Raw genomic sequence first — 21,012 nt, 5'->3', positions numbered from 1 at the left:
TTTTCCGCCGCATTCAGCGCATGTTAACCGCCCGCCAGCAGCGAACTTCACTTCCCGTTTCGCTGGTCAGCAAGGCCTGTTTATTCTCACAGCCACGGATCGCCAACGGACATCTGTCACGAAAAAAACAGCCCTCGGGCAGCGTTCGGTTCCCCGGTAGTTCGGTTTTCCGTAACACTAAATCCTCCGCCAGCGGTGCTCCCGTTTTCGGAACTGATTCCAGTAATAATCGCGTGTAGGGATGGGCAGGATGAGTAAGAACCTGCTGCGTTTCACCCAGTTCAACAATTTGCCCAAGGTACATCACCGCCACGCGATCACTCATATGGCGAACCACCGACACGTTATGCGATATCAGCACATAGGTCAGATTTCTGCGGACCTGCAATGACACCAGCAGATTAAGAATTTGCGCCTGCACGGAAATATCCAGCGCCGAAGTGGGTTCATCCAGTACGATCACGTCCGGCTCAGACGACAACGCCCGGGCAATGGCAATACGCTGACGCTGCCCGCCGGAGAACGCATGCGGCAGACGGTCGAGATATTCAGGGCGGATCCCTACCTGTTGCGCCAAATCTTCGGCAAGAATACGGCGTTCACGCTCGGAGCTTCGTTTCTGGATCCACACCGGTTCGGTGATAATTCGCCACACCGGCAAACGCGGATCAAGCGATGAAAGCGGGTCCTGAAAGACCATCTGCATGCCACTGTGCTGCTTGTCATTGTGGCGAGAGTAGTTTCCCTGACTCGGTTGCAGCATCCCCATCAGCAGTTGCGCCAGCGTACTTTTTCCGCAGCCCGACTCACCGACAATCCCCAGCGTTTCTCCCTGACGAATCTGTAAGTCCAGACCGTTGAGCGCATGCACCCGTTCGGTAACCTTGCCGAGCCAGTTTTTACGCGCGGGAAAGCTGACATGAACATCCTGCAGGGCCAGTAAAAATTCAGACATGTGTTGTCTCCAGTTGCGGATACCAGCAGGCAGATTGTTGATCCGCGCCTCCCTGACTGCTTAATGCAGGCGTCTCGTCACAGCGAGGGCCAGCCGCAAAACAGCGCTCACGAAATGCGCATCCGGTCGGTAAGCGGGTTAAATTCGGTACGGTGCCGGGAATGGCAGGCAGCAATGCGCGCGGTTCGCCGTGTTCCGGCGCACATTTCAGCAAGCCGATGGAATAGGGGTGCGTCGGATGCTGAATAACGGTTGGTGTAGGGCCGCTCTCAATCACGCTTCCGGCATACATGACGTATAACCGGTCGCACAATTGTGAAACCACCGCCATATCATGGCTGATAAATAGCACCGCTGTCCCGCTGGCGCGCGCTTTTAGCTTCAGCAAACGCAGCACCTGCAGTTGTACCGTGACGTCAAGTGCGGTGGTCGGTTCATCGGCAATGATCAGTTCCGGCTCGCAGGAAAAGGCCAGCGCAATCATCACCCGCTGGCGCATACCGCCGGAAAGCTCAAACGGGAAACGTTTCATCACTTCCGCCGCGTCCGGAATTTGCATCTCCTCCAGTAAAGCGATGGCTTTCTGGCGAGCATCCGCGCGGCTTAACGCCTGGTGATGGCGGATAACTTCCACCATCTGCTGGCCGATACGTCGCGTGGGATTAAGCGCGGTCATGGGCTCCTGGAAGATCATGGCGACGCGTGCGCCACGCCATTGGCGCATCTGCTTTTCGCTGGCGTTGAGCACATCTTCACCCAGCAGCGAAACGCGTCCCTGGTGAATATGATAACTGCCCTCCGGCAGCAGCCGCATGGTAAGCATCGCCGTCACGGACTTGCCGGAACCGGATTCACCGACCACGCCGACAATTTCTCCACGGTTGATATGCAGCGAAACATGATTCAGCGCATGCACGTCAGCTTTATAGCCGGGGAAACTCAGATGCAAATCCTCAATTTCCAGTACGGGTTGTGTCATGACTGTTTTCCTCCGGCTTTTGGATCCAGCAGGTCGCGAATACCATCGCCAAAAAGATTAAAGCCCACGGCGGTAATCAAAATTGCGGCACCGGGAAAGGCGCAATACCACCACTGATCAAGCACGTAGTTGCGGCCAATCGCCACCATCGCCCCCCATTCCGCGCTGGGTTGCTGTGCGCCCAGACCAATAAACCCGAGCGTGGCGGCCATCAGGATCGCACTGCCGATATCCAGCGATGCCTGCACAATCAGCGGTGGCAGAGAGTTACGTAAAATGTGCCAGCTAATCAGATGCCAGCGTGAAGCGCCGTAGGTCCGCGCAGCCTGCACATAGGTAAACTGACGCACCACTAACGTCTGGCCGCGGGCAAGGCGCACATAAAAAGGAATACGTACGACTGCAATTGCCAGCATGGCGTTGAACAGGCTGGGTCCCAGCGCGGCGGCCAGTGCCATCGTCAGCACCAGCGAAGGGATGGACAGCATGATGTCCATTATTCGCATAATGATGGCATCGGCGCGTCCGCCCATGACACCAGACAGACAACCCAGCAGCGAACCCAATCCACCGGCAATTCCCACCACCACCAGACCAGCGACGACCGACTGCTGGCTTCCGACCAGTACGCGGCTGAACAGATCGCGGCCCACTTCATCGGTACCAAACCAGTGAGCGGCAGATGGTGGCAGCAGGCGCGCACTTAAATTGATGGCATTAGGATCGTAAGGCGTAATCCACGGTGACAGCACCATCAGCAACAGTATCAGTACAATGATGACCCCGCCTACCAGCGTCAGCGGGCTGCTTTTCATCATCCAGAACAATTTCGCCCAGTCCGTGCGACGGCGTGATGTCTGCGGGGCGGTCGGCGTTTCTTGGGTGAGCATCATTCAGCACCCCCGCGTCCAATTCGTGGGTCAATCCACAGGTAGAGTAAATCCACCACCAGGTTGACCAGCACATAAGCGAAAGAGACCACTACGGCAAATCCCATCACCGCCGGGAAGTCGAGCGCCTGAATCGACGTTACTACCCAGGCGCCCATTCCCGGCCAGGCGAATACCGTTTCGGTTAGTACCGCACCGTAGAGCAGATCGCCCAATGCCAGGCCGAGAACCGTTATTGATGGGATAAGCGCATTCGGCAACGCGTAACACAACACGATGTACCAGCCCGGCAGCCCGCTGGCGCGCGCGGTACGAATGTAATCTTCACTCAGTTGCTCCAGCATAGCGGAGCGAATCTGGCGGGCAACGATCCCTAAGTGCACAAAAGCCAGCGTCAGTGATGGTAGGATCAGGTGCTGGAGCGCATTGAAAAAGACTTCACCATTGCCTTCCAGCAGGGCATCAATCAGGTAGAACCCAGTGACATGAGCCGGTGGATCCAGCCAGTCGTCTAACCGACCACCGCCGGGCAAAATTTGCAGATGACCGTAAAACAGCACGATAACCCCCAGCCCCAGCCAGAATGCAGGCGTGGAGATGCCGGTAATCGCCATCAGGCGAACGAGGTGATCAAGCCAACGGTTGCGCCAGACCGCAGATAAAATACCTAACGGAATACCGATCACCAGCGCCAGCAGCAAAGAGCAGAAAGCCAACTCCAGAGTAGCGGGAAAGAAGATACGCAGCTCATCCAGTACCGGACGACCGGTGCGAATGGATGTGCCTAAATCTCCGTGAAAGATATCGCTCACATAGCGAAAGAACTGCACATATAGCGGCTGGTTCAGCCCCAGTTGTTGGCGAATATTTTCGACTATCTCATCGCTGGCGCGATCGCCCGCCAGCAACCGCGCGGGGTCGCCTGGGATCAGGTGCGAAATAATAAAGGTGATCACGCAAACACCGATAACCACCAGAATAAGACCCCAGCATCGCTGGCGTAAAATGCTCCAGAACGTCATTAGCTTCCCCTTGCGGAGCCTGAGTGGCTCCGCATCAACGTGGCTTATTTACTCATGGTGGAGATGTTGAAGACCTGTTCCAGCATGGGGTTAAATACAAATCCTTTGACGTCTTTGTTCATCGCCAGTTGATAGTTTTTCTGGAATAAATAGACGTAGGCCGCTTCATCAATCACGATGGTTTGCGCCTGCTGGTAATCATTGGTTCTGGCGACCGGATCGGTGGTGGCTAATGCGCTACGCAGCAGCTTATCGACCTCACTATTTTCGTAGAACGAACGGTTACCCGGCAGACCTTTTTTATCTGACTCAAACCAGTAGTTCATAAACATGTACGGGTCGGCGAAATCCGGACTCCAGTTGCCGATAGCAATGTCGTAATCCCCTTTACCCACACGGTCACGCATGGTGGCATTCGCCAGTTTTTCCAGCTTCACCTTAATACCCAGCTTGTTGAGACTGGCCTGGGTTGAGAGGGCAATCGGCTCCCAGTTAGGGTCATTATCTGAATACAAGAAGCTCAGGCTTTCGGGTTTGCTCGTGACTTTGTCCCATGCAGCTTTCGCTTTGGCTTCATCAAAACTGTATTGCATAGCCTTGTCATCAAAACCCCACATTCCTTCAGGGATCGGACCGCGCATCTGTTTACCATTGCCACTGAGGATCCCATTCACCATGCCCTTATAATCGGTGGCCCACGAGATGGCGCGGCGTAAATCCACCTGATTGAGCGGCGCTTTACTGTTGTTCAGATACAGATAGGTCACGCGCAGTGAGGGATAATCCGCTACGTTAACTTTGCCTTCCTGTTTTAAAGCGGCAAGCTGGTCGACAGGAAGCGCATCGGCAATGTCGATATCGCCACGCGACAATTGCAGGCGACGGGAAGCGCTTTCACCGATGATTTTTACCGAAACCCGCTTAAACGTTGGTTTGGCCCCGGAATAATGCGGGTTTGGCACCAGCACCAGCTGTTGTCCTTTTTGCCAGCTTTTCAGCATGAAAGGACCGGAGCCTGCTGTGTTCTGCGCCAGGAATCCGCGGGCATCATCTGCCGCGTGCTCTTTTAAGACAGCCGGATTGATAATTGAGGCCCCGTCATTTGCCAGCGTATACAGGAAGGGTGCGAACGGCTGGCTGAGGGTAAATTTCACCGTGTTGTCATCAATGGCCTCAATCTTCAGATCTTTCGGGAATGCTTCAGCGGGTCCCTGGCCAATTTTGAGCAGGCGCTCAAAGGATTGTTTCACCGCATCAGCTGTCACCGGCGTACCGTCGGCGAATTTGGCATCGTTTTTCAGGGTAAACGTCCACTCTTTCTGATCGTCAGAGGCTTTCCAGCCGCTGGCTAAATCACCTTCAACTTCCGTGGAGCCTTTACCGCCTTCGGTTTTGTACTGAACCAAACGTTGATAAGAGGGATAGGTGACCGTCCAGTCGTTGTTATCGATGGTCACGGCCGGGTCGAGCGTCTGCGGATCGGCGGCTTTACCGATGACCAGCATATCTTTAGGCACGGCGGCCTGCGCGGCAGGCAGGGCAAATGCCAGCGCAACGGCGATCAGAGCGGGGCGAAAAAACGCATTTAACGCAGGTGTAGTCTTCATAACCAGGCTCCAGAATTAAAAGGGATGTTGTGTTGTTATGGGGGGAACAGGGAAACAGGCTATCTGGTCGTCAAGCAGCGGATAACGGGCGGCATCAGGCAATTCAAAATGCCACCACTCGCTGTTAATGCCGACAAAACCGCCACCGAACATAATGGCGTTGAGTAGCAACCGGTTACGCTGCGCGGCCGGTGGAACAGAAGGGTGCCAGGCATGGGAACGGTCGTGCATCTCATCAAAATCAGCGCCCATATCGAGGACATTGCCACGATCGTCCATCAGCGTAACGTCGATGGCTGTTCCGCGGCTGTGATTGGATCCAATCGCCACATCGACGACGTACTGGGGATCCGGACACGCATTCCACAGCACCGCCTGCGCCTGCTGGGGGCGATACGCGTCATACACTACAAGCTTCAGGCCCGCCAGTTGCGCGATACTGATGCTTTTAGCCAGCGCGGTTACCGCCTCGCGGTGTAACAGGCAGCGCGCTTCCCGGTAGATAGGCGCGCCGGTAATGTTGTCGGCAGTGGCGTATTTGAGATCGATATGCAGCGACGGGAATATCACCGACAGATCGACCAGTTCTGGGGTTTCTGACATAGCACATTTCCTGTTTATTGTTCGAATTGACCAAACTGTTGTTGTAACTGGCGATTGGTTTGCAGGCGTCCTGCGAGGGAATCACCAAGTTGCTCCACCACCGCAGAAAGTAATAAGTTGAACAGACAGCTCACGGGAGCCAGAGAATCCCAGAAATGTCCGGTGTCAGTTTTTACCTGGAGTAAATCAAGGGCATAATCTCTGGCCCACGGACACCACACATCGGTGATCAGCGCCAGTGGAATCTGGCGTTCTGTCGCGACGCGGCAATATTGTCGGGAGATGGCGGAGTAGGCGCGCATGTCGGTGATCACCACGTATGGCTGGTTAAATCCCGAATTCAGCGACTCGACCCAACTGCCGGAAAGCCCCTCGGAGTAGCTGACTTTAGGCCGCAGGTATTCAAGATGACTAAAAAAGGCGTTGGCAATCCCACGCGTAGATTGGATTCCGAGGATGTAAACCGCTTCCGCATGCGCCAGCTGCTGCGCAATGCGTAAAAATGTATCGCTTTGCGCGAGTTGATAGACGTGGGTAATGGCGTCGATTTCCAGTAACAGCGACTGCTGCGCGCGATCTGGCAGGGTTTGTTGCTGGTGCCAGGAATCCAGCCGCTCGTTCATTCCCCAGGGTTGATAGGGGACTACGGGCAGCTCACGCAGGCTGGCTTTTGCATCCTCCAGATTGCGAAAGCCCAGTTTACGCAGGTAGCGCCCTACGGTAATACCGCTGGTTCCTGCCGCTTTAGCGATGCCATCCGCAGTTTCAAAAGGGATCTGTACACCATGGGCTAACAGCCATCCGGCTACGCGCTTTTCGCTCGGCGTAAGCTGGCTGAAGGTCTGTTCTATGCGGGTAAATAATTCAGGTTTCGCTGTCATTACCTTCTCGCTGTTAGTTGTCTGTCAGATTACCGCTCACTGTTAGTGAATTAACAATGCAGGACGCGTGCCAGGTCGCTAACAGCTGCACGCAGGCTGTTTTTGTTAAAACACAAACCATATTCATTAACTAATGATCAACATTTGTGCAGCGTAGTTCAGTTTTGGTGCAGCGACAGCAGAGCGGGGTATGAATATGCCGATTTCGTCGGAACGATCACATTGTCGACAACATTTCCTCTCAAACATCAGAATCAGTAATGGTAAATATAACTTTCAGCCAAATGAATAATGGCAATCTTTATTCTTATTACGGTAGGGGTATTATTTTTTGCGAACTACATTAACGGTTTGAAGCGCGAGTGTAGATATTATCTATATTATAAATGGAGTACTACAATGAATAAATTCTCCCTTTCTACAGCAGGTATTCTGGTCGCAGCGCTGTTAACCAGTGTTAGCGTCAATGCAGCCACTGATAGCGCGAAAACTGAAGTGACACCGAAAGGCATGAGCTGCCAGGAGTTCATCGATCTGAACCCGCAGACCATGGCTCCGGTGGCTTTCTGGGTGCTCAATGAAGATGAAGATTTCAAAGGTGGTGATTACGTCGACTATAACGAAACCGTCACGACCGCAGTACCTCTGACCGTAGAACTTTGTAAAAAACATCCGCAGAGTGAATTAAGCAAAATAAAAGACGAAATCAAAAAAGAATTATCAAAATAAAATTAAAGCGTTATTAAAACCCGGCCAAAGTGCTGGGTTTTGCTATTTGTGACGCTGTCACTTATTTATTTTGCAATACTTAAGGAAAGTTTATAAAGATAAAAATGCCGGTGCCGATACTGGGTAAAAGTTAGCCTTTTGCAGAAGGAGTTTGTATGGTCTGGTATCCTACTCGTATTTCAACGCGTTTAACCATTGGCGGCATTCTGCTGCTTGCAGTCACTACACTTGTTATTGTTGCGATTATGCTCTGGCGAGGGCAGCCGCGCGTGGTTGAAATCAATACCGCCCTGATCGAAGAAACGGGGCAAGGTTTAACCCGTCAGTTAAGTACCGTGTTGTCGCGAATTGAAGGTGAGACCGTCGGTTTGTCGCGACTGGCCGAAGTGCTGCCCAACGATGAATCGCTGTACCAAAGCGTTGTTCCGCATTTGATTGGTGAAGATAAAGAGTCGATCATTACCGGCGGCGGCATCTGGCCAGAGCCAGACGCTTTCACAGCAGGCGTAGAAAAGCGCAGCTTTTTCTGGGCGCGTAACGCTGAAGGAAAGCTGATGTATTCCAACGACTATAACGTCGAAGGATCAAGCGGATACCACAATGAAAGCTGGTATCAGCATGCCAAAGGTCATTCACAAAACAGCTGCTTATGGTCTGATGTTTACCAGGACGCCAGTTCCGGGGTCAACATGGTAACCTGCAGCGTTCCTTACCAACTGGCCGGTAAGTTTGCCGGCGTCGCCACTACCGATATTCGTCTGGATAACGTTGCCACCTTTATGCAACAGCAGGGAAATAGCACCGGCGGTTACGCGTTCGTGGTGGATAAACAGGGACAACTTCTCTATTTCCCGCAGGCCGACCTGACAAAACACAAAACCATTAACGAGCTAGCGCAAAGCGCGCAATGGCTTATCCCGGTGGAAAACGGTCTTAAATCTTTACGTCCGGCAGATGGAGTGAAAACGATTACGCTTGCCAATGACAATGTGTTGAATACGCCGTCCCGGGTAATGCTATTCCCGATGGCGGATACCGGCTGGGTCGTGGGGCTGGTGACGCCTGAATCACGCATCGTCGGTCTCGCCAAAGTGATGATGCAGGACGTGCTGGAAGTGTTGATCCCAATTATGACGCTATTGCTGGTGGGATCCTGGCTGGTGGTTCGCCGACTGATTTCGCGTCTCGATGATACCCGCCAGGCACTCGATGATATTGCGCAGGGCGAAGGCGATCTTACACGTCGTCTGGATGTACGCGGTAAAGATGAGATTTCGGCTATCGCCGAGGCGTTTAATCTTTTCGTCGATAAAATATCAGCCATCCTGATCACCGTCAGAAGCAGCAGCGTGGTGGTGGCGAATAATGCCGTCAGCCTGGCTGACAGCAATATGGAACTCTCATCTCGCGTCACGCAGCAAGCCGCTGCGCTGGAAGAGAGTTCGGCGGCGATGGAACAGTTAAATGCGACCGTTCACCAAAATGCGAGTAATACACAACTGGCAGATGAGCTATCCGATAGCACCGCGCAAACGGCCAACCGTTGCGGTGATGTCATGCAGGGCGTGATCTCAACAATGGATAACGTCAGCGCGTCATCCGGGAGAATGGTAGAAATTGTCGCGGTGATTGACAGCATTGCGTTCCAGACCAATATTCTCGCCCTGAACGCCGCCGTTGAAGCCGCCAGAGCGGGCGATGCAGGTAGAGGATTCGCGGTTGTCGCCTCTGAAGTACGTACGCTGGCCCAGCGTAGCGCCACTGCCGCGCAGGAAATTAAAGCATTGATTGATGAATCTGTATCACATGTTGGTAGCGGGAGTCAGCAAATTCACAATGCAGGCGAACGGCTGGGAGAACTGGTCAGTAACGTACGGCAGGTGCGTCAGTTGATGGGAGAAATACGCGTTGCAGGCGAAGAACAGCGTAAAGGCGTTTCCGAAGTCACGCTGGCCGTTACCGAAATGGACAGCACCGTTCAGCAGAATGCCTCGTTAATTGATGATGCCGCCGCACGTACACAGGCCCTGAAAGAGGAGGCGGAACAACTGGCGCTGCTGGTCTCGTCGTTTAGATTACCAGAACCCGCTACTGTCTGAGCGTCGAGTGAAGTCCGGGTGCAGCTATCGCACCCGGACAGTCGATTAATGATCAAGGTACAGGTAGTGCATCCAACTGGTCATGCGCAAGAGTATTTTCCGTAGCAATGATAATGCTTCAAAATGCTGAGCTGAATAGACGGCAACCTGAGCGGCAACACCGTCTGGGAGTTGCTGTTCAGCCTGATTATTATCAACTTCGATACTGACCAGCACTTTGTTACTGCCCGGTGTGACGTTTAAGGATTGCAATGTTCCCTGGGCATAATAAGCCCCGGTAGGGATCACGGGGGCAACACTGACGACTTTTCCTTGTATTACTTGTCCCGGCAAGCCATTGAAGACAATCTCAGCGTCATCCCCCACATTAAGACGTAAGATCGAATTTTGACGAAATGCCGCAACAATTTGGTTTTTGTGCGCAGGAATAAACACCATAACAGGCTTAAAAGGCAGTCTCGACGCATAGGTTCCAGGACGAACCAGTAATTGGCTGACATAACCGTCGCTGGGGGCGCGAACAATGGTTTGCTCATAATTAAATCGAGCCTCATCAATTTGAGCTTGCAGACTGGCGATCTGCGAGTTTTGTCCATGAATGGTGCTGTCGAGTTCTTTCTGGATACTGTTCAGTTCAGCATTGGCGGCGTTCATCGCCGCGTCCTGAGCCAGATAATCCTGGCGCGCAGTATCAATATCATTGGCAGTAAATGGGTTCACTTTTGCCTGACTGCCTTTCTGGTAGCGCTGATAGTTTTTGTAATATTTATCACGTTCAGCCCTGGCCTGTTCTAGCTGCAGTCGCGCGCTATTGCGTTTCTCCTCAAGGGCCAGAACGTCATGTTTTGCCGTAACAATGTCCGCTTCAAGCTTTTCCAGTTTAGCTTTATAACGGGCAGGATCGATTTTAAACAGTACATCTCCTTTTTTTATTGGTGTGTTAATTTTATCCGTTACTTCTGAAACCACCCCGGTAACTTGCGGAACAACGGGAATGCCCACAACCAATTTTTGTGCATCTTCTGTATAGGGATGATTATAATTCATGGTAAGGATCAGTGCCCCAAGCATGACCACGCCCCCCAATACCGCTGAGGGTAATGTCCACTTATTCAACGGAACCTTAAATACTTTAAAAATGACGTAAACGATAGCGGCGTAGGTTAATGTTAATAATATTTCCACGATTAATTTACCTTTGGATCCTGCGGGCTGTATGCGCTATTAGTTTGTTCATGTGTTTTTTCCAGTATCGCAATCCGCGCGCTTAGCTCAGCGATATTATGTCCTGAGGTATTTCCATGCCAGCCATGCTTATCATTGTATAATGTTGCCCAAATCCAGAGAAATGGCCAAATCGCATGTAACGTAAATAAACTGACCCAACCCGCGACATGTATGGCATCGAGGTGAGGGTGGTTGCGTTTCTTAGCGATCTCGTATGGGATGTCGTGCAAGATTAATACGCCATAAAAAATAATTAAGAACACCAGGATGAGTATTGCTAATGATAAATAATTGAGCAACATAGGAACTCCAATAAGAACCATTTTTATTGGCCGACATTATCGCTGCATTTTTATTAGCAAGTAGTTTTAATGTATTGCAAGTATAAAATCAGACTTTCTTGTAAGGCTAATGTTAATAATCAAATCCAAAAATGGACTTTTCAGGTTTGATTTTTTCTCTATTACCGATAATCATTAATAAGATTATTTAGTGAATTATACTGAGCCTTCTATGACCAGCAATACTGAACAAACCGGTAGCAGCGAAGAACTCCTTGCGACTAATATAACCAAACTTTTCAAGGCATTACTGCCACTTTCTGAAGCCCAATCGCTATATCGTAGCGGTTCTTTTATTATGGATTCTCAGGGGGAGAACGGGATCTGGTTGTTGACCGAAGGTAGAATCGTCATTCGCCGACGCACTGATGGGCTAATCCTGGCCAGTCAGCAGGCACCGATGATGCTGGGAATGGCCGAGTTCTTTCTTCCTACAGGGCATAACTTTTATGATATTGAAGCGGTCAGCCCATGTACTACTCATGTAGTAAAGAAAACGGATTTCATGACTATCGTTAACCGTGAGCGACTCTGGGAATCTGTGGCAATAGTTGAAGCCTATATTATTCAGGTAATGAGCCAGCGCGATCGCCTGATCACCAGTCGAACCGCAACTGATATGGTTTGGGGACATCTTGAACTTTTACAACAAGAGCCTGATGACATCAAAAAAAGAATCCCGGCGGTACAATATATCAGGGAGCGAACCGGACTTTCTCGCAGCACCATTATGGATACGCTTGCCCGGTTAAAACGACAGGGCGCGATCCAGCTGCACCGTGGTCATTTAGTCTGCATAGCGGCAGATTAATCACCGCACCCGACCATGATTTAAATACATTATAATGGGTTTTATCGCGGACTTGTGGCGTTAAATCCATTAAAACATATGTTATCCGCTTTGTATTAATCTCGACTTAACTCTATAATATTGTGTGTAAACTGGCATTTATCCAAATAAGGCCCAATATTATGGATTTAACGCTCAATACAGCTACTGACATCGTCAAACTGCTCTGTAACAGATTACGTAAAGAACGACTCGCGCGGCAAATGACGCAGGCTGAGGTTGCCGCGCGTTCAGGTGTCGGTGTGAATACCGTTTCGAATCTGGAAACAGGTAAGAATGTGGGATTTGAGAATCTGGTCAAAGTCGCAATGGTGTTAGGCTATGGCGATGCGCTGGAGGGTTTATTCAAACCCAAGATTGACAGTCTGGATGATATTTTGCGTTACGAGAAGAGCGCGGCACGCCAGCGGGTGAAAAGGAAAAATTCTGATGCCTGAACAAGTTGATGTCTTTTATGAAGGCTGGGGTGAAAAATGGCTGTGGGGAAAACTGGTGTCTTCCACAGCCCTGACCGGACGCCCGTTGATCGCCTTTGAATACAGTGAAGACGCCATACGTAAGGGACTGGAACTGTCCCGGCTGATGTTACCGCTGAACGGCCCACGTTTACGCAGGGATTTTCCGGCTCATCAATTGGGATTACCTGGACCAGTCTATGATTCGCTACCTGATGGCTGGGGTATGCTGTTGATGGACCGATTATTTAAACGTCGCGGACTAAACGCAGCGCGCATAGGTCCTTTGGAGCGGTTAACCTGGGTCGGCAACAACGCGATGGGCGCCATGACATTCCAGCCCGTTCAGTCAGATGTCGAGAAGATTTCAAAAGAGGATGTTCCTCTCGAACAACTGGCCGCAGAGGTGCAGGAAGTCTTGAGTGGAGACGGCGGGGAATTCTTGCAAAAATTGCTTCAGATGGGCGGTTCGCCGCAAGGGGCAAGGCCAAAAGCGCTACTTTATCGTGACAGTGTCACGTCAAAATTCACCACTGCTCCGCTGCCCGGGAGCGAAAGCTGGCTGATTAAATTTCCCGCCAGGCATGAGCATGCTGAAGTATGCGCCATCGAAGCTGTTTATGCTGAATGCTTGCGTCAATGTGGGATTAGCACGCCCGATACGGCATATTTTGATCTGCCTGGTGGGCAGGCGGCCTTTGCCACCCGCCGTTTCGACCGTGACCAGTCAATACGTATTCCAATGCAGAGTCTGGCGGCTCTAACCGGCGCAAATTACCAGTTACCCGGTGCTTTAGATTACCGGGATTTTCTGCGCGCCACGCAGATCTGTACCAATGATGTCAGAGAAAAGGCGAAAGCGTTCGAACGCGTGGTTTTCAACGTGGCATTCAACAATCGTGACGATCATCCGAAGAATTTTGCTTATTTAATGTCAGCCGATGGAAACTGGACTCTGGCTCCGGCTTACGACGTCACCTGGTTTGAAGGACCCGGCGGGTACCACCAAATGGACGTGCTGGGGGAAGCGCTGGATATCGAAAGAAAGCACCTTCAGTTGCTTGGCGTTCAGGAAGCTGAGCTCTCTGCTGACGAGGTGAACGCCATAATCGAAAAGATCTGCCACTCTGCGATAGGGCTGAGCGCTATCGCCAGTGACAAATACCCCGATCAGATAACGCAAACCACGCTGGATACGATCCAGAAACAAATTAATGATAATGTCCGCCGGTTACTGTCCCGGTGATGCAGGTTCAGTCGCTACACAGACCTAAAGATAACCATTAACGCCCCCAACGACTGCGAATATAGGTTACGGCCTCCTGCGTTTGCGGCTGATTAAGATAATCTTCGCGAAACAGGATGGTGCCGTTGATGTGTGGTTCGGACTCGTTCAGATCGAGCTGCTTTTTCAGTTCTGGCACGCCGCCTTTGACTGTCCAGTCCGGTTCTTTTCGTGAAGGTTCGCCGACCTTATACAGCGCCACACCAATATAGAGGCGGGTATTGGTTGATTTCACAACATCTGCCCACCATTTCGCCAGCACATCGTATCGTGCCGCATCACGGGCAAAAGGCCAGTACAACTGTGGGGCGATGTAGTCCAGCAAGCCTAATTGCACCCAGCGGCGGGTATCGGCATAGGATTCATCATACGCTGCCGCGCCACGGGTGTCGGAACCCGCAGGATCGTGAGAGCGATTGCGCCACACACCCGCGGGGCTGACGCCAAACTCCACCTCAGGCTTAAGTTTCTTGATGGTCCGCGAAACCTGGGCGATCAGTCGTTGCGTGTTATCGCGCCGCCAGTCAGCTTTGGAATCAAATCCCTGACCATATTTTCTGAAGGTCTGGCTGTCGTTAAGCGCTGAACCGGGAGACTCGGTATAGAAGTAGTCATCAAACTGCACGCCGTCGACCGGATAATGTTCCACCACTTCCGCCACAATGCTGGTGATCCAGTCGCGCACTTCGGGAATACCAGGATCTAACACGAAACGCTCGCCCGAGGTGCGGATCCAGTCCCGATGCAGGACATAAACACTGGAAGGCGTCTGCGACAGCGTGCTGTTTAATTCGGTGATCGTTGACGGTTTGATATTAACGGACACACGGTAGGGGTTAAACCAGGCATGGACTTTCATGCCGCGTTTATGCGCTTCATCGAGCATAAACTGTAGCGGATCGTAACCCGGATCCTGACCAATCGTGCCGGTTAGCGTATCTGACCAAGGCAAGATTTTAGATTGCCACAATGCGGTACCATCGGGTTTGACCTGGAAAAAAACGGTGTTGATGCCAAGACGTTTCAGGTTATCCAGCTTATCCGTCAACGCTTTCTGCTGCAGGCTGATACGGATGGCAGGGGAACTGACATTCACTGATGAGATCGGCGGCCAGTCCAGACGAGAAACCGTCGCCAGCCAGATTCCACGCACCGGCTCCTTACTCTGTTGCGGTTTATTCACCGGAGGTAGTGGGGTGACTTTGGGAGCGGGCGGCTGTGAAGAGCAACTGCCCAGTAACAACATACTGCCCACAAGTACCGCGAACCATTTCAGGTTGGTTCGCGGTAATCTGGCATGGCAACGGACGAAGATATTCGCCAGTTTTTTCTGATATTTTCCTGAAAAGAAACCGGATGCTGGCATCAGACTTTGCTCTTATTGTTTCTTGTTGCGGCTGTTAGCCCAGGGATCAATAGCAGGCGCGGTGTTGTTGTACGGGGTCACGTCATGCAGCGAATCAAGATAGAGCGCTTCAACTTCAGCACGCGCCCACGGCGTACGGCGCAGAAACTTTAAACTGGATTTAACGCTCGGTTCATTTTTAAAGCAGTTGATGTTAATGCGTTGAGCAAGCTCAGCCCAACCAAAACGATCGACCAACGCATTGACCTGCATTTCTAGCGTTACGCCATGTAAAGGGTCTTTTGAAGTATGAGCATTCATATGAAGTCCAGTTCGGTATTTCCAGATTTTGTCAGTTATGCAACGAGACAGATTACAAGAAAGCGGAACGACCAGCAATGGCCCAAATCGGCACTGTTCTTCCAAGGAACGTTCGCTGAAACTGTAAAAAGAGGAGGGTGGACAAGCCTGACACTTCTGGCTAATCGCGATGGAAGAACTCTTCAGAAGCGATAAGTTAGTAGTGGTGTCAACCAATGTCCAAATGCCAGCAAACGAAAGACTAATGGGGACTTAATTCTATGACTTTATGCGAATCACTTAATTTAACATAATATACATTATGCGCACTAACGTCAGGTAGCGAGAATTGTAGCCAGATTGGTGCAGTAGTTCTAGTTAGTTCGCATAACAGTTGGATTGTCTTGCGCCCTCTGGTTCAGATTGAGGACTTCCTATGGCTAAGCAATTATCAGGTGCCTGTTGATCTTGCCCGATACACACTCAACATAATCCGCGAGAGCTATACCGGCTTTGGGCCGACGCGGGTATGCGGGAAACTCGTAGAACTGCACGATGTCCATCTGTCCAAAGAAACTGTCCGGTCGCTTATGGTTAAAGCCGGTTGCTAGATGTTTTATTATTTGAGCATCCCCAGTGGTAAAAGCATGGATGTGATGACTGCGCTGATTTCCACCTTTTGTGAAGTACCTACGATTTGAAATGCCATTTTCACCACGTACAGTATATCCGACACGCTCTATCGCCTGATTCAGGCTGTCCATTTCATCAAGATTAGTAACTTCGATTAATATATCGACACTGGTTTAGCTGATAATCCCGGCACCGAGGTGCTACCAATATGATGAATTTGGGATAGTACTTTACCAAGAGTCATCTGAGACATCGCTTACTTTCCGAAAAACGGTAATCAAATTGCCCCCTCCGATACAGGATGTGTTGTGCTAACCGGTGATCAGAGGGCAACGCGGGATGCACGAACTCTTCAGTTTTATTCATGCCCAACCGTATCATCAGACGCTCTGACGGTTTATTCAGCACCGACGTAAATGAAACCACCTCACTTAACGCCAGTTCCTCGAAAGCAAACGTCAGGCACGCCTCGGCGGCCTCCAATGCAAACCCTTGATGCCAGTAGGATTTAGCAAGACGCCAGCCTATTTCGGTACAGGGTGAAAAGTGAAATTTATCAGGTTGTGGATGTAAACCTACACACCCCACAAACTGGTGTGTTTCTTTAAGTTCAACGGCCCAGAATCCCCAGCCGCGCTCTGTAATGCCTTCCTGGAATCTGGCAGCCAGGTTGTCGCTTTCCGTTCGTTGCAGCGGAGCCGGAAAAAAACGCATCACGTCCGGATCGGCATTTAACGCGGCAAACGGGGCTTTGTCTTTGGCTTCCCACGGGCGTAAAATCAGTCTTGATGTTTCCAGCATATTTCTGCCCTTCTCCTGTATTTTCATATAATCTTCTAAAAGAAATGGCTCATCGGCAAGGACTTATGTAACCCTTTCCGCCTTTTTCTCTCATACTGGAGATTCATTCATGGCCGACTGGAATCCTTCGCTTTATCTGCAATATGAAACTGAACGTTCAAGGCCCGCTGCGGATTTACTCAGCAGAGTGGCGTTAGAGAATGTCCATTCAGTCGTCGATCTTGGCTGTGGTCCGGGAAATAGTACGGCATTACTGCATCAGCGCTGGCCCTCGGCTGTAATAACCGGGATTGATACCTCACCCGCCATGCTTAATGAGGCGCGCAAGGCATTACCAACATGCCGCTTTATTGAAGCGGATATCTGTAAATTCCAGACAGAGCAGCCTCTTGAACTGCTATATGCAAATGCTTCGTTGCAGTGGGTTCCCGATCACTATGATTTGTTCCCGCATCTGGTATCGCTACTGGCTCACAATGGCGTGCTGGCTGTACAAATGCCGGATAACTGGCTGGAGCCAACGCATGTTTTGATGCGTGAAGTGGCTTATGAACAAGGTTACCCTGACCGGGGCCGCTCGCCGCTTCCTGGTGTACACGCCTATTATGACATTTTGGCTGAAGCGGGCTGTGAGGTGGATATCTGGCGCACAACGTATTATCACGTTATGGAATCACATCAGTCGATTATCGACTGGGTAAGTTCAACGGGCCTGCGGCCCTGGTTACAGGACTTGAGCGAAAATGAGCAACATCTTTACCTGGCACGTTATCATGAACTGCTTCAGGAACAATATCCTCTGCAGGAAAACGGTAAAATTTTGCTGGCCTTTCCGCGGTTATTTATCGTAGCCAGACGCAATGATTAAGCGTTTATTATAAGTGCATCACAGGAGATAACTATCTGCCATGCGCGCCCTCGCCTTTTTATCATGAGGATCTAGTGGCAAAGCCCGTCATCTGCTAGTGTCTGGCAACGTGTTTCTGACGGGAGTTGTCATGTCTAAAGTCTACATTGGTGGCTGTCTGTGTGGTTCGATTCGTTTCGCGGCCAGCAGTCCAAATAATTCCCATACCTGCTCCTGCGATATATGTCGGAAACATACGGGTGCACCGACCGTCGTCTGGATTGAGTTTAATGCAGAAAATGTAACGTGGACGGGTCAAGGCGGAAAACCGACAACCTGGCGCTCTTCTGAGGCGTCAAGTCGGGCATTTTGTCCACAGTGCGGCAGTTCCGTAGGCGCCATTGATGACGCCCCGGTTATTGCACTGTTAGCTGGCGCTTTTGACGATCCTGACGATGAAGACCTGGCGCCGGAATTTCATTCTTTTTCAGATATGCAACCTACATGGTGGCAAAAGAATGTAACTAAGTGAGTTGGTAATGCTTATCTGGAATGTGTTTTGCTGGCACGTTTGTTTCATCGTTCATCTGCAGCAAGTCGATTTCAATCGCATTGCAAATCGCATCCAGCGGCAGGTCATTGTTTTCTGTGCCAAACGGGTCTTCCAGCTCTTCTGCCAGCGTATCGAGCGAAATAAAAGTATAGGAAATCAGCACTGAGATAAACGGCGTCATATAGTGCAGATCTACCACCAACGCGAAAGGTAACATAATGCAAAACAGGTATACCGTTCGATGAAGTATCAGAGTGTAAGCAAATGGCACTGGGGTATTCGCGATCCGCTCGCACCCTGCAAGTACCGCCGACATATCATTTAACCTATTGTTTAAACTATGGAATAATATATCTGACAGCTGACCATTGCGCCGACGTACAGCCAACCATTCCCCCATCAGCAACAGAATGCGGTTTGCAGGCGACTGTGAGGCGAACACGGTCTGTAAATCTGCCTCACTCAGATATTTCGCTAACGGCTCAGCCTGGGGCTGACGGCGTAACGTCATGCGTAAACAGTGGGCAAAGGCGATTTGCAGACGAACAAATTGACCCAGTTCGACGTCGTCCGGCAAGGTGGTTTTTACTTCACGTAGCAGCGATCGGGAAGCAATCATCAACTGCCCCCACAAGTGTCGAGCCTCAACATAACGTGAATAACAGGCGTTATTGCGAAAGCCTAAAAAGATTGCAATCGCCACGCCGAGAATGCTGAACGGCGCCAGGGTAAATTTGATGCCCAGCATCGTATACCACGGCAGCATGATAATAACGGCGATGGAGAGCAGGAAGTTCAGCAGCAGGCGTGAAAAAATTTTAGATAGTACCGACCCATGCCAGACGAATATCAGGCGTAGCCAGTGTTGTTGGGGGCGAACGATCATGGTTATCTTCGAAAAAATGTGAAACTCGTCACATTAAACGCGAACGTGATCAATGTTGCAAGCTCATCGTAACACTATTTAAACATCTTTCCCTCCTGCTGAACGGACGATGCGTTGAAGCGACAGACTGTCACCCTAAAAGCAGAAATCCATAGTATGTTGTAACTAAGATATGCCTGTAAAAAACCCGGCCTGAGCCGGGTCAGCGTATTAGCACAGAGGTTTAACAGCTTCTCGCATGCCGTTTAGCAGAATGCTATCCAGATCGGCAGTCACCTGTTCCACCAATCCAGAAACTTCCGTCAGATCCTGTTCCCAGTGTTCTGTAACGGCCAGCACAGCTTTAACCAAATCTTCAGTGCTTATCTGGCAGTCATGATGCTGGGACCAAAGCTGTTGAAAACGCGTCATCCAGTGCGCATCATCCTGAACCGGGTAAGACTCTCCGTTACGCTCTCCACGGTAGAACGCAATCAACGCGGCAAGCGCAAATGTCAGACGCGCAGGCAGTTTACCGCCAGCCTGTTGCCCCGCCAGTAGTTGCGGCAATATGCGAGTGCGGAATTTAGTCATGCCGTTCAGGGCAATCGACAACAGCTGATGTTTGATATACGGGTTGCAGAATCGACCTGTCACCGCGCTGGCAAAAGACGCCAGCTCATCGCGTGGTAAATCCAGCACTGGAATAATTTCTTCATAGATCGCTTTTTCCACGAAGGCGCGAATCTCCGCGTCATTCATGGCCTCCCCCACGGTATCCAATCCAGCCTGCCAGGCAACGGGAACCAATGCGGTATGTGCGCCGTTGAGAATAGCCACTTTCCGTTCTTTATACGGTTTGATGTCATCAACAATCAGAACATTCAGCGGATATTTATCCAGACGCAGCTCAGCGGCTAATGATTTCGGACCCTGAATAACAAACAGATAGAAGTGTTCAGCGGTGTCCAGAAACGCATCGTGATAACCCAATTCCGCTTCAAGCTTCGCGACTTCGTCACGTGGATAGCCGGTAACAATACGATCCACCAGCGTGGAGCAAAAGGTATTGGCCTGATCCAGCCATTGGATAAATGCTTCCGGTAACGCCCACTCCTGAGCATAGCGCAGGACCAGTTCATGCAGCGCATCACCGTTATAATCAATCAGTTCGCAAGGAATGATTATCCAGCCTTTATCCGATGCGCCATTAAAATGGCTGAAGCGCTCAAACAGCAGTCGGGTAAGTTTGGCCGGATAACTCACCGCAGGCGTATCCTCAAACCTATCACCAGCGTGGTAGCTGATGCCAGCTTCGGTGGTATTAGAGAAAACAAAACGCATATCAGGGTTATGCGCCAGCTTCAGGAACTCATCGTACTCACTATAGACGCTGATCTCGCGATTAACCGAACGAATTAAACGGGCATCGCTCACGGCTTCGCCCTTCTCATTCAAACCACGAATGATGGTGGTATAGAGGCCGTCCTGTGTACTCAGTGATGGAGGAAAAGTACTTTCGATAGGTCGGACAATGACCACACCAGAGTTAAGATCGGTATGCTCATTCAGCAGATCGACTTGCCAGTCAACGAAGGCGCGCAGGAAGTTTCCTTCACCAAACTGAATAATGCGTTCAGGATACTGAGCACCGGGGAAATCGCGACGATTTAAAGTTTGCACAATGGGTTCCCTTTTTGATTAGTCATACAACCTGATTGAATTGGTCTAATAGGTTAGCAAAC

21 protein-coding genes and 1 pseudogene are annotated in these 21,012 nt (G+C 50.7%); 7 read left to right on the top strand and 15 right to left on the bottom strand.

Translation table 11 applies throughout. The features are described from left to right. Positions 1-13: 13 nt before the first annotated feature. Genes FHD02_RS04205 through FHD02_RS04175 form a run of 7 tightly spaced genes read right to left on the bottom strand, consistent with a single transcriptional unit; the run spans position 14 to position 6,937 of the window. Positions 14-955, bottom strand: a complete 942-nt coding sequence (locus FHD02_RS04205; RefSeq protein WP_220393605.1) for an ABC transporter ATP-binding protein — start codon at positions 953-955, stop codon at positions 14-16. Next, a complete protein-coding gene (locus tag FHD02_RS04200) occupies positions 948-1,934 on the bottom strand; it encodes an ABC transporter ATP-binding protein (RefSeq protein ID WP_042308384.1) in 987 nt (328 codons plus the stop codon). Before FHD02_RS04200 ends, FHD02_RS04205 begins: the two co-directional genes overlap by 8 nt. Beyond that, positions 1,931-2,827 carry a D,D-dipeptide ABC transporter permease gene (gene ddpC / locus FHD02_RS04195; RefSeq protein WP_042308386.1) on the bottom strand — a complete coding sequence of 299 codons (897 nt, stop codon included), beginning with the start codon at positions 2,825-2,827 and terminating at the stop codon, positions 1,931-1,933. The genes FHD02_RS04200 and ddpC overlap by 4 nt, the downstream gene beginning before the upstream one ends. Continuing rightward, a complete protein-coding gene (locus FHD02_RS04190; protein ID WP_032935738.1) occupies positions 2,824-3,846 on the bottom strand; it encodes an ABC transporter permease in 1,023 nt (340 codons plus the stop codon). The genes ddpC and FHD02_RS04190 overlap by 4 nt, the downstream gene beginning before the upstream one ends. Before the next feature lie 44 nt (positions 3,847-3,890). Beyond that, entirely contained in the window at positions 3,891-5,453 is a 1,563-nt protein-coding gene (locus FHD02_RS04185; RefSeq protein WP_137371529.1) for an ABC transporter substrate-binding protein, read from the bottom strand. Positions 5,454-5,468: 15 nt separating this feature from the next. Then, complete coding sequence (gene ddpX, locus FHD02_RS04180) at positions 5,469-6,056, bottom strand: D-alanyl-D-alanine dipeptidase (RefSeq protein WP_038640600.1); 588 nt, start codon at positions 6,054-6,056, stop codon at positions 5,469-5,471. A 14-nt stretch (positions 6,057-6,070) separates the two neighbouring features. Further along, positions 6,071-6,937 carry a MurR/RpiR family transcriptional regulator gene (locus tag FHD02_RS04175; protein WP_137371527.1) on the bottom strand — a complete coding sequence of 289 codons (867 nt, stop codon included), beginning with the start codon at positions 6,935-6,937 and terminating at the stop codon, positions 6,071-6,073. A gap of 399 nt (positions 6,938-7,336) precedes the next feature. On the opposite strand from FHD02_RS04175, the gene hdeB reads away from it, so the two are divergent. After that, positions 7,337-7,666: an acid-activated periplasmic chaperone HdeB gene (gene hdeB / locus FHD02_RS04170; RefSeq protein ID WP_032939734.1), complete on the top strand. Its 330-nt coding sequence runs from the start codon at positions 7,337-7,339 to the stop codon at positions 7,664-7,666. A gap of 155 nt (positions 7,667-7,821) precedes the next feature. Further along, positions 7,822-9,765 carry a methyl-accepting chemotaxis protein gene (locus FHD02_RS04165; protein ID WP_137371526.1) on the top strand — a complete coding sequence of 648 codons (1,944 nt, stop codon included), beginning with the start codon at positions 7,822-7,824 and terminating at the stop codon, positions 9,763-9,765. A gap of 45 nt (positions 9,766-9,810) precedes the next feature. Here the strand turns inward: FHD02_RS04165 and FHD02_RS04160 are convergent, their stop codons facing one another. Beyond that, positions 9,811-10,950, bottom strand: coding sequence for an HlyD family secretion protein (locus FHD02_RS04160; RefSeq protein WP_061381336.1), 1,140 nt, complete (start codon positions 10,948-10,950; stop codon positions 9,811-9,813). A gap of 2 nt (positions 10,951-10,952) precedes the next feature. Continuing rightward, positions 10,953-11,294: a DUF3302 domain-containing protein gene (locus FHD02_RS04155; RefSeq protein WP_137371525.1), complete on the bottom strand. Its 342-nt coding sequence runs from the start codon at positions 11,292-11,294 to the stop codon at positions 10,953-10,955. A gap of 211 nt (positions 11,295-11,505) precedes the next feature. Here FHD02_RS04155 and FHD02_RS04150 point away from each other — a divergent pair, with 211 nt between their 5' ends. From FHD02_RS04150 to FHD02_RS04140, 3 genes are all read left to right on the top strand, one after another. Further along, positions 11,506-12,144, top strand: coding sequence for a helix-turn-helix domain-containing protein (locus tag FHD02_RS04150; protein ID WP_220393604.1), 639 nt, complete (start codon positions 11,506-11,508; stop codon positions 12,142-12,144). A gap of 161 nt (positions 12,145-12,305) precedes the next feature. Then, the gene (locus FHD02_RS04145) at positions 12,306-12,620 is read left to right on the top strand and encodes a helix-turn-helix domain-containing protein (protein ID WP_220393603.1); all 315 of its coding nucleotides are present in this window, start codon (positions 12,306-12,308) and stop codon (positions 12,618-12,620) included. Continuing rightward, a complete protein-coding gene (locus FHD02_RS04140; protein ID WP_220393602.1) occupies positions 12,613-13,884 on the top strand; it encodes a type II toxin-antitoxin system HipA family toxin in 1,272 nt (423 codons plus the stop codon). Before FHD02_RS04145 ends, FHD02_RS04140 begins: the two co-directional genes overlap by 8 nt. Positions 13,885-13,921: 37 nt before the next feature. Here the strand turns inward: FHD02_RS04140 and FHD02_RS04135 are convergent, their stop codons facing one another. From FHD02_RS04135 to FHD02_RS04120, 4 genes and pseudogenes are all read right to left on the bottom strand, one after another. Continuing rightward, positions 13,922-15,289 carry a glycoside hydrolase family 10 protein gene (locus FHD02_RS04135; RefSeq protein WP_137371521.1) on the bottom strand — a complete coding sequence of 456 codons (1,368 nt, stop codon included), beginning with the start codon at positions 15,287-15,289 and terminating at the stop codon, positions 13,922-13,924. Between the two features lie 12 nt (positions 15,290-15,301). Continuing rightward, positions 15,302-15,589, bottom strand: coding sequence for a VF530 family DNA-binding protein (locus FHD02_RS04130; protein WP_137371520.1), 288 nt, complete (start codon positions 15,587-15,589; stop codon positions 15,302-15,304). Positions 15,590-16,173: 584 nt separating this feature from the next. Beyond that, a pseudogene (locus tag FHD02_RS04125) lies at positions 16,174-16,448 on the bottom strand (GrpB family protein); the annotation flags it as partial. After that, entirely contained in the window at positions 16,442-17,002 is a 561-nt protein-coding gene (locus FHD02_RS04120; RefSeq protein WP_137370606.1) for a GNAT family N-acetyltransferase, read from the bottom strand. The pseudogene FHD02_RS04125 and the gene FHD02_RS04120, both read right to left, overlap by 7 nt. 109 nt (positions 17,003-17,111) lie before the next feature. On the opposite strand from FHD02_RS04120, the gene tam reads away from it, so the two are divergent. After that, positions 17,112-17,870, top strand: coding sequence for a trans-aconitate 2-methyltransferase (tam, locus tag FHD02_RS04115; RefSeq protein ID WP_137370603.1), 759 nt, complete (start codon positions 17,112-17,114; stop codon positions 17,868-17,870). A 130-nt stretch (positions 17,871-18,000) separates the two neighbouring features. After that, on the top strand, positions 18,001-18,381 hold the full coding sequence (locus FHD02_RS04110) for a GFA family protein (RefSeq protein ID WP_042308414.1): 381 nt from the start codon (positions 18,001-18,003) through the stop codon (positions 18,379-18,381). Here FHD02_RS04110 and FHD02_RS04105 read toward each other — a convergent pair. Both FHD02_RS04105 and FHD02_RS04100 read right to left on the bottom strand, forming a co-directional pair. Further along, on the bottom strand, positions 18,374-19,288 hold the full coding sequence (locus FHD02_RS04105; RefSeq protein ID WP_079224232.1) for a bestrophin family protein: 915 nt from the start codon (positions 19,286-19,288) through the stop codon (positions 18,374-18,376). The two genes, FHD02_RS04110 and FHD02_RS04105, sit on opposite strands and share 8 nt — an antisense overlap. Positions 19,289-19,498: 210 nt before the next feature. Next, complete coding sequence (locus tag FHD02_RS04100; RefSeq protein ID WP_137370602.1) at positions 19,499-20,950, bottom strand: tagaturonate reductase; 1,452 nt, start codon at positions 20,948-20,950, stop codon at positions 19,499-19,501. Positions 20,951-21,012 lie beyond the last annotated feature (62 nt).

The sequence above is a fragment of the Citrobacter sp. EC_71 genome (assembly GCF_019584005.1).
GTDB classification, from domain to species: domain Bacteria; phylum Pseudomonadota; class Gammaproteobacteria; order Enterobacterales; family Enterobacteriaceae; genus Citrobacter; species Citrobacter werkmanii.
The sequence above is the reverse complement of the archived record's forward strand: the minus strand, read 5'-3'. Positions and strand labels throughout refer to the sequence as shown.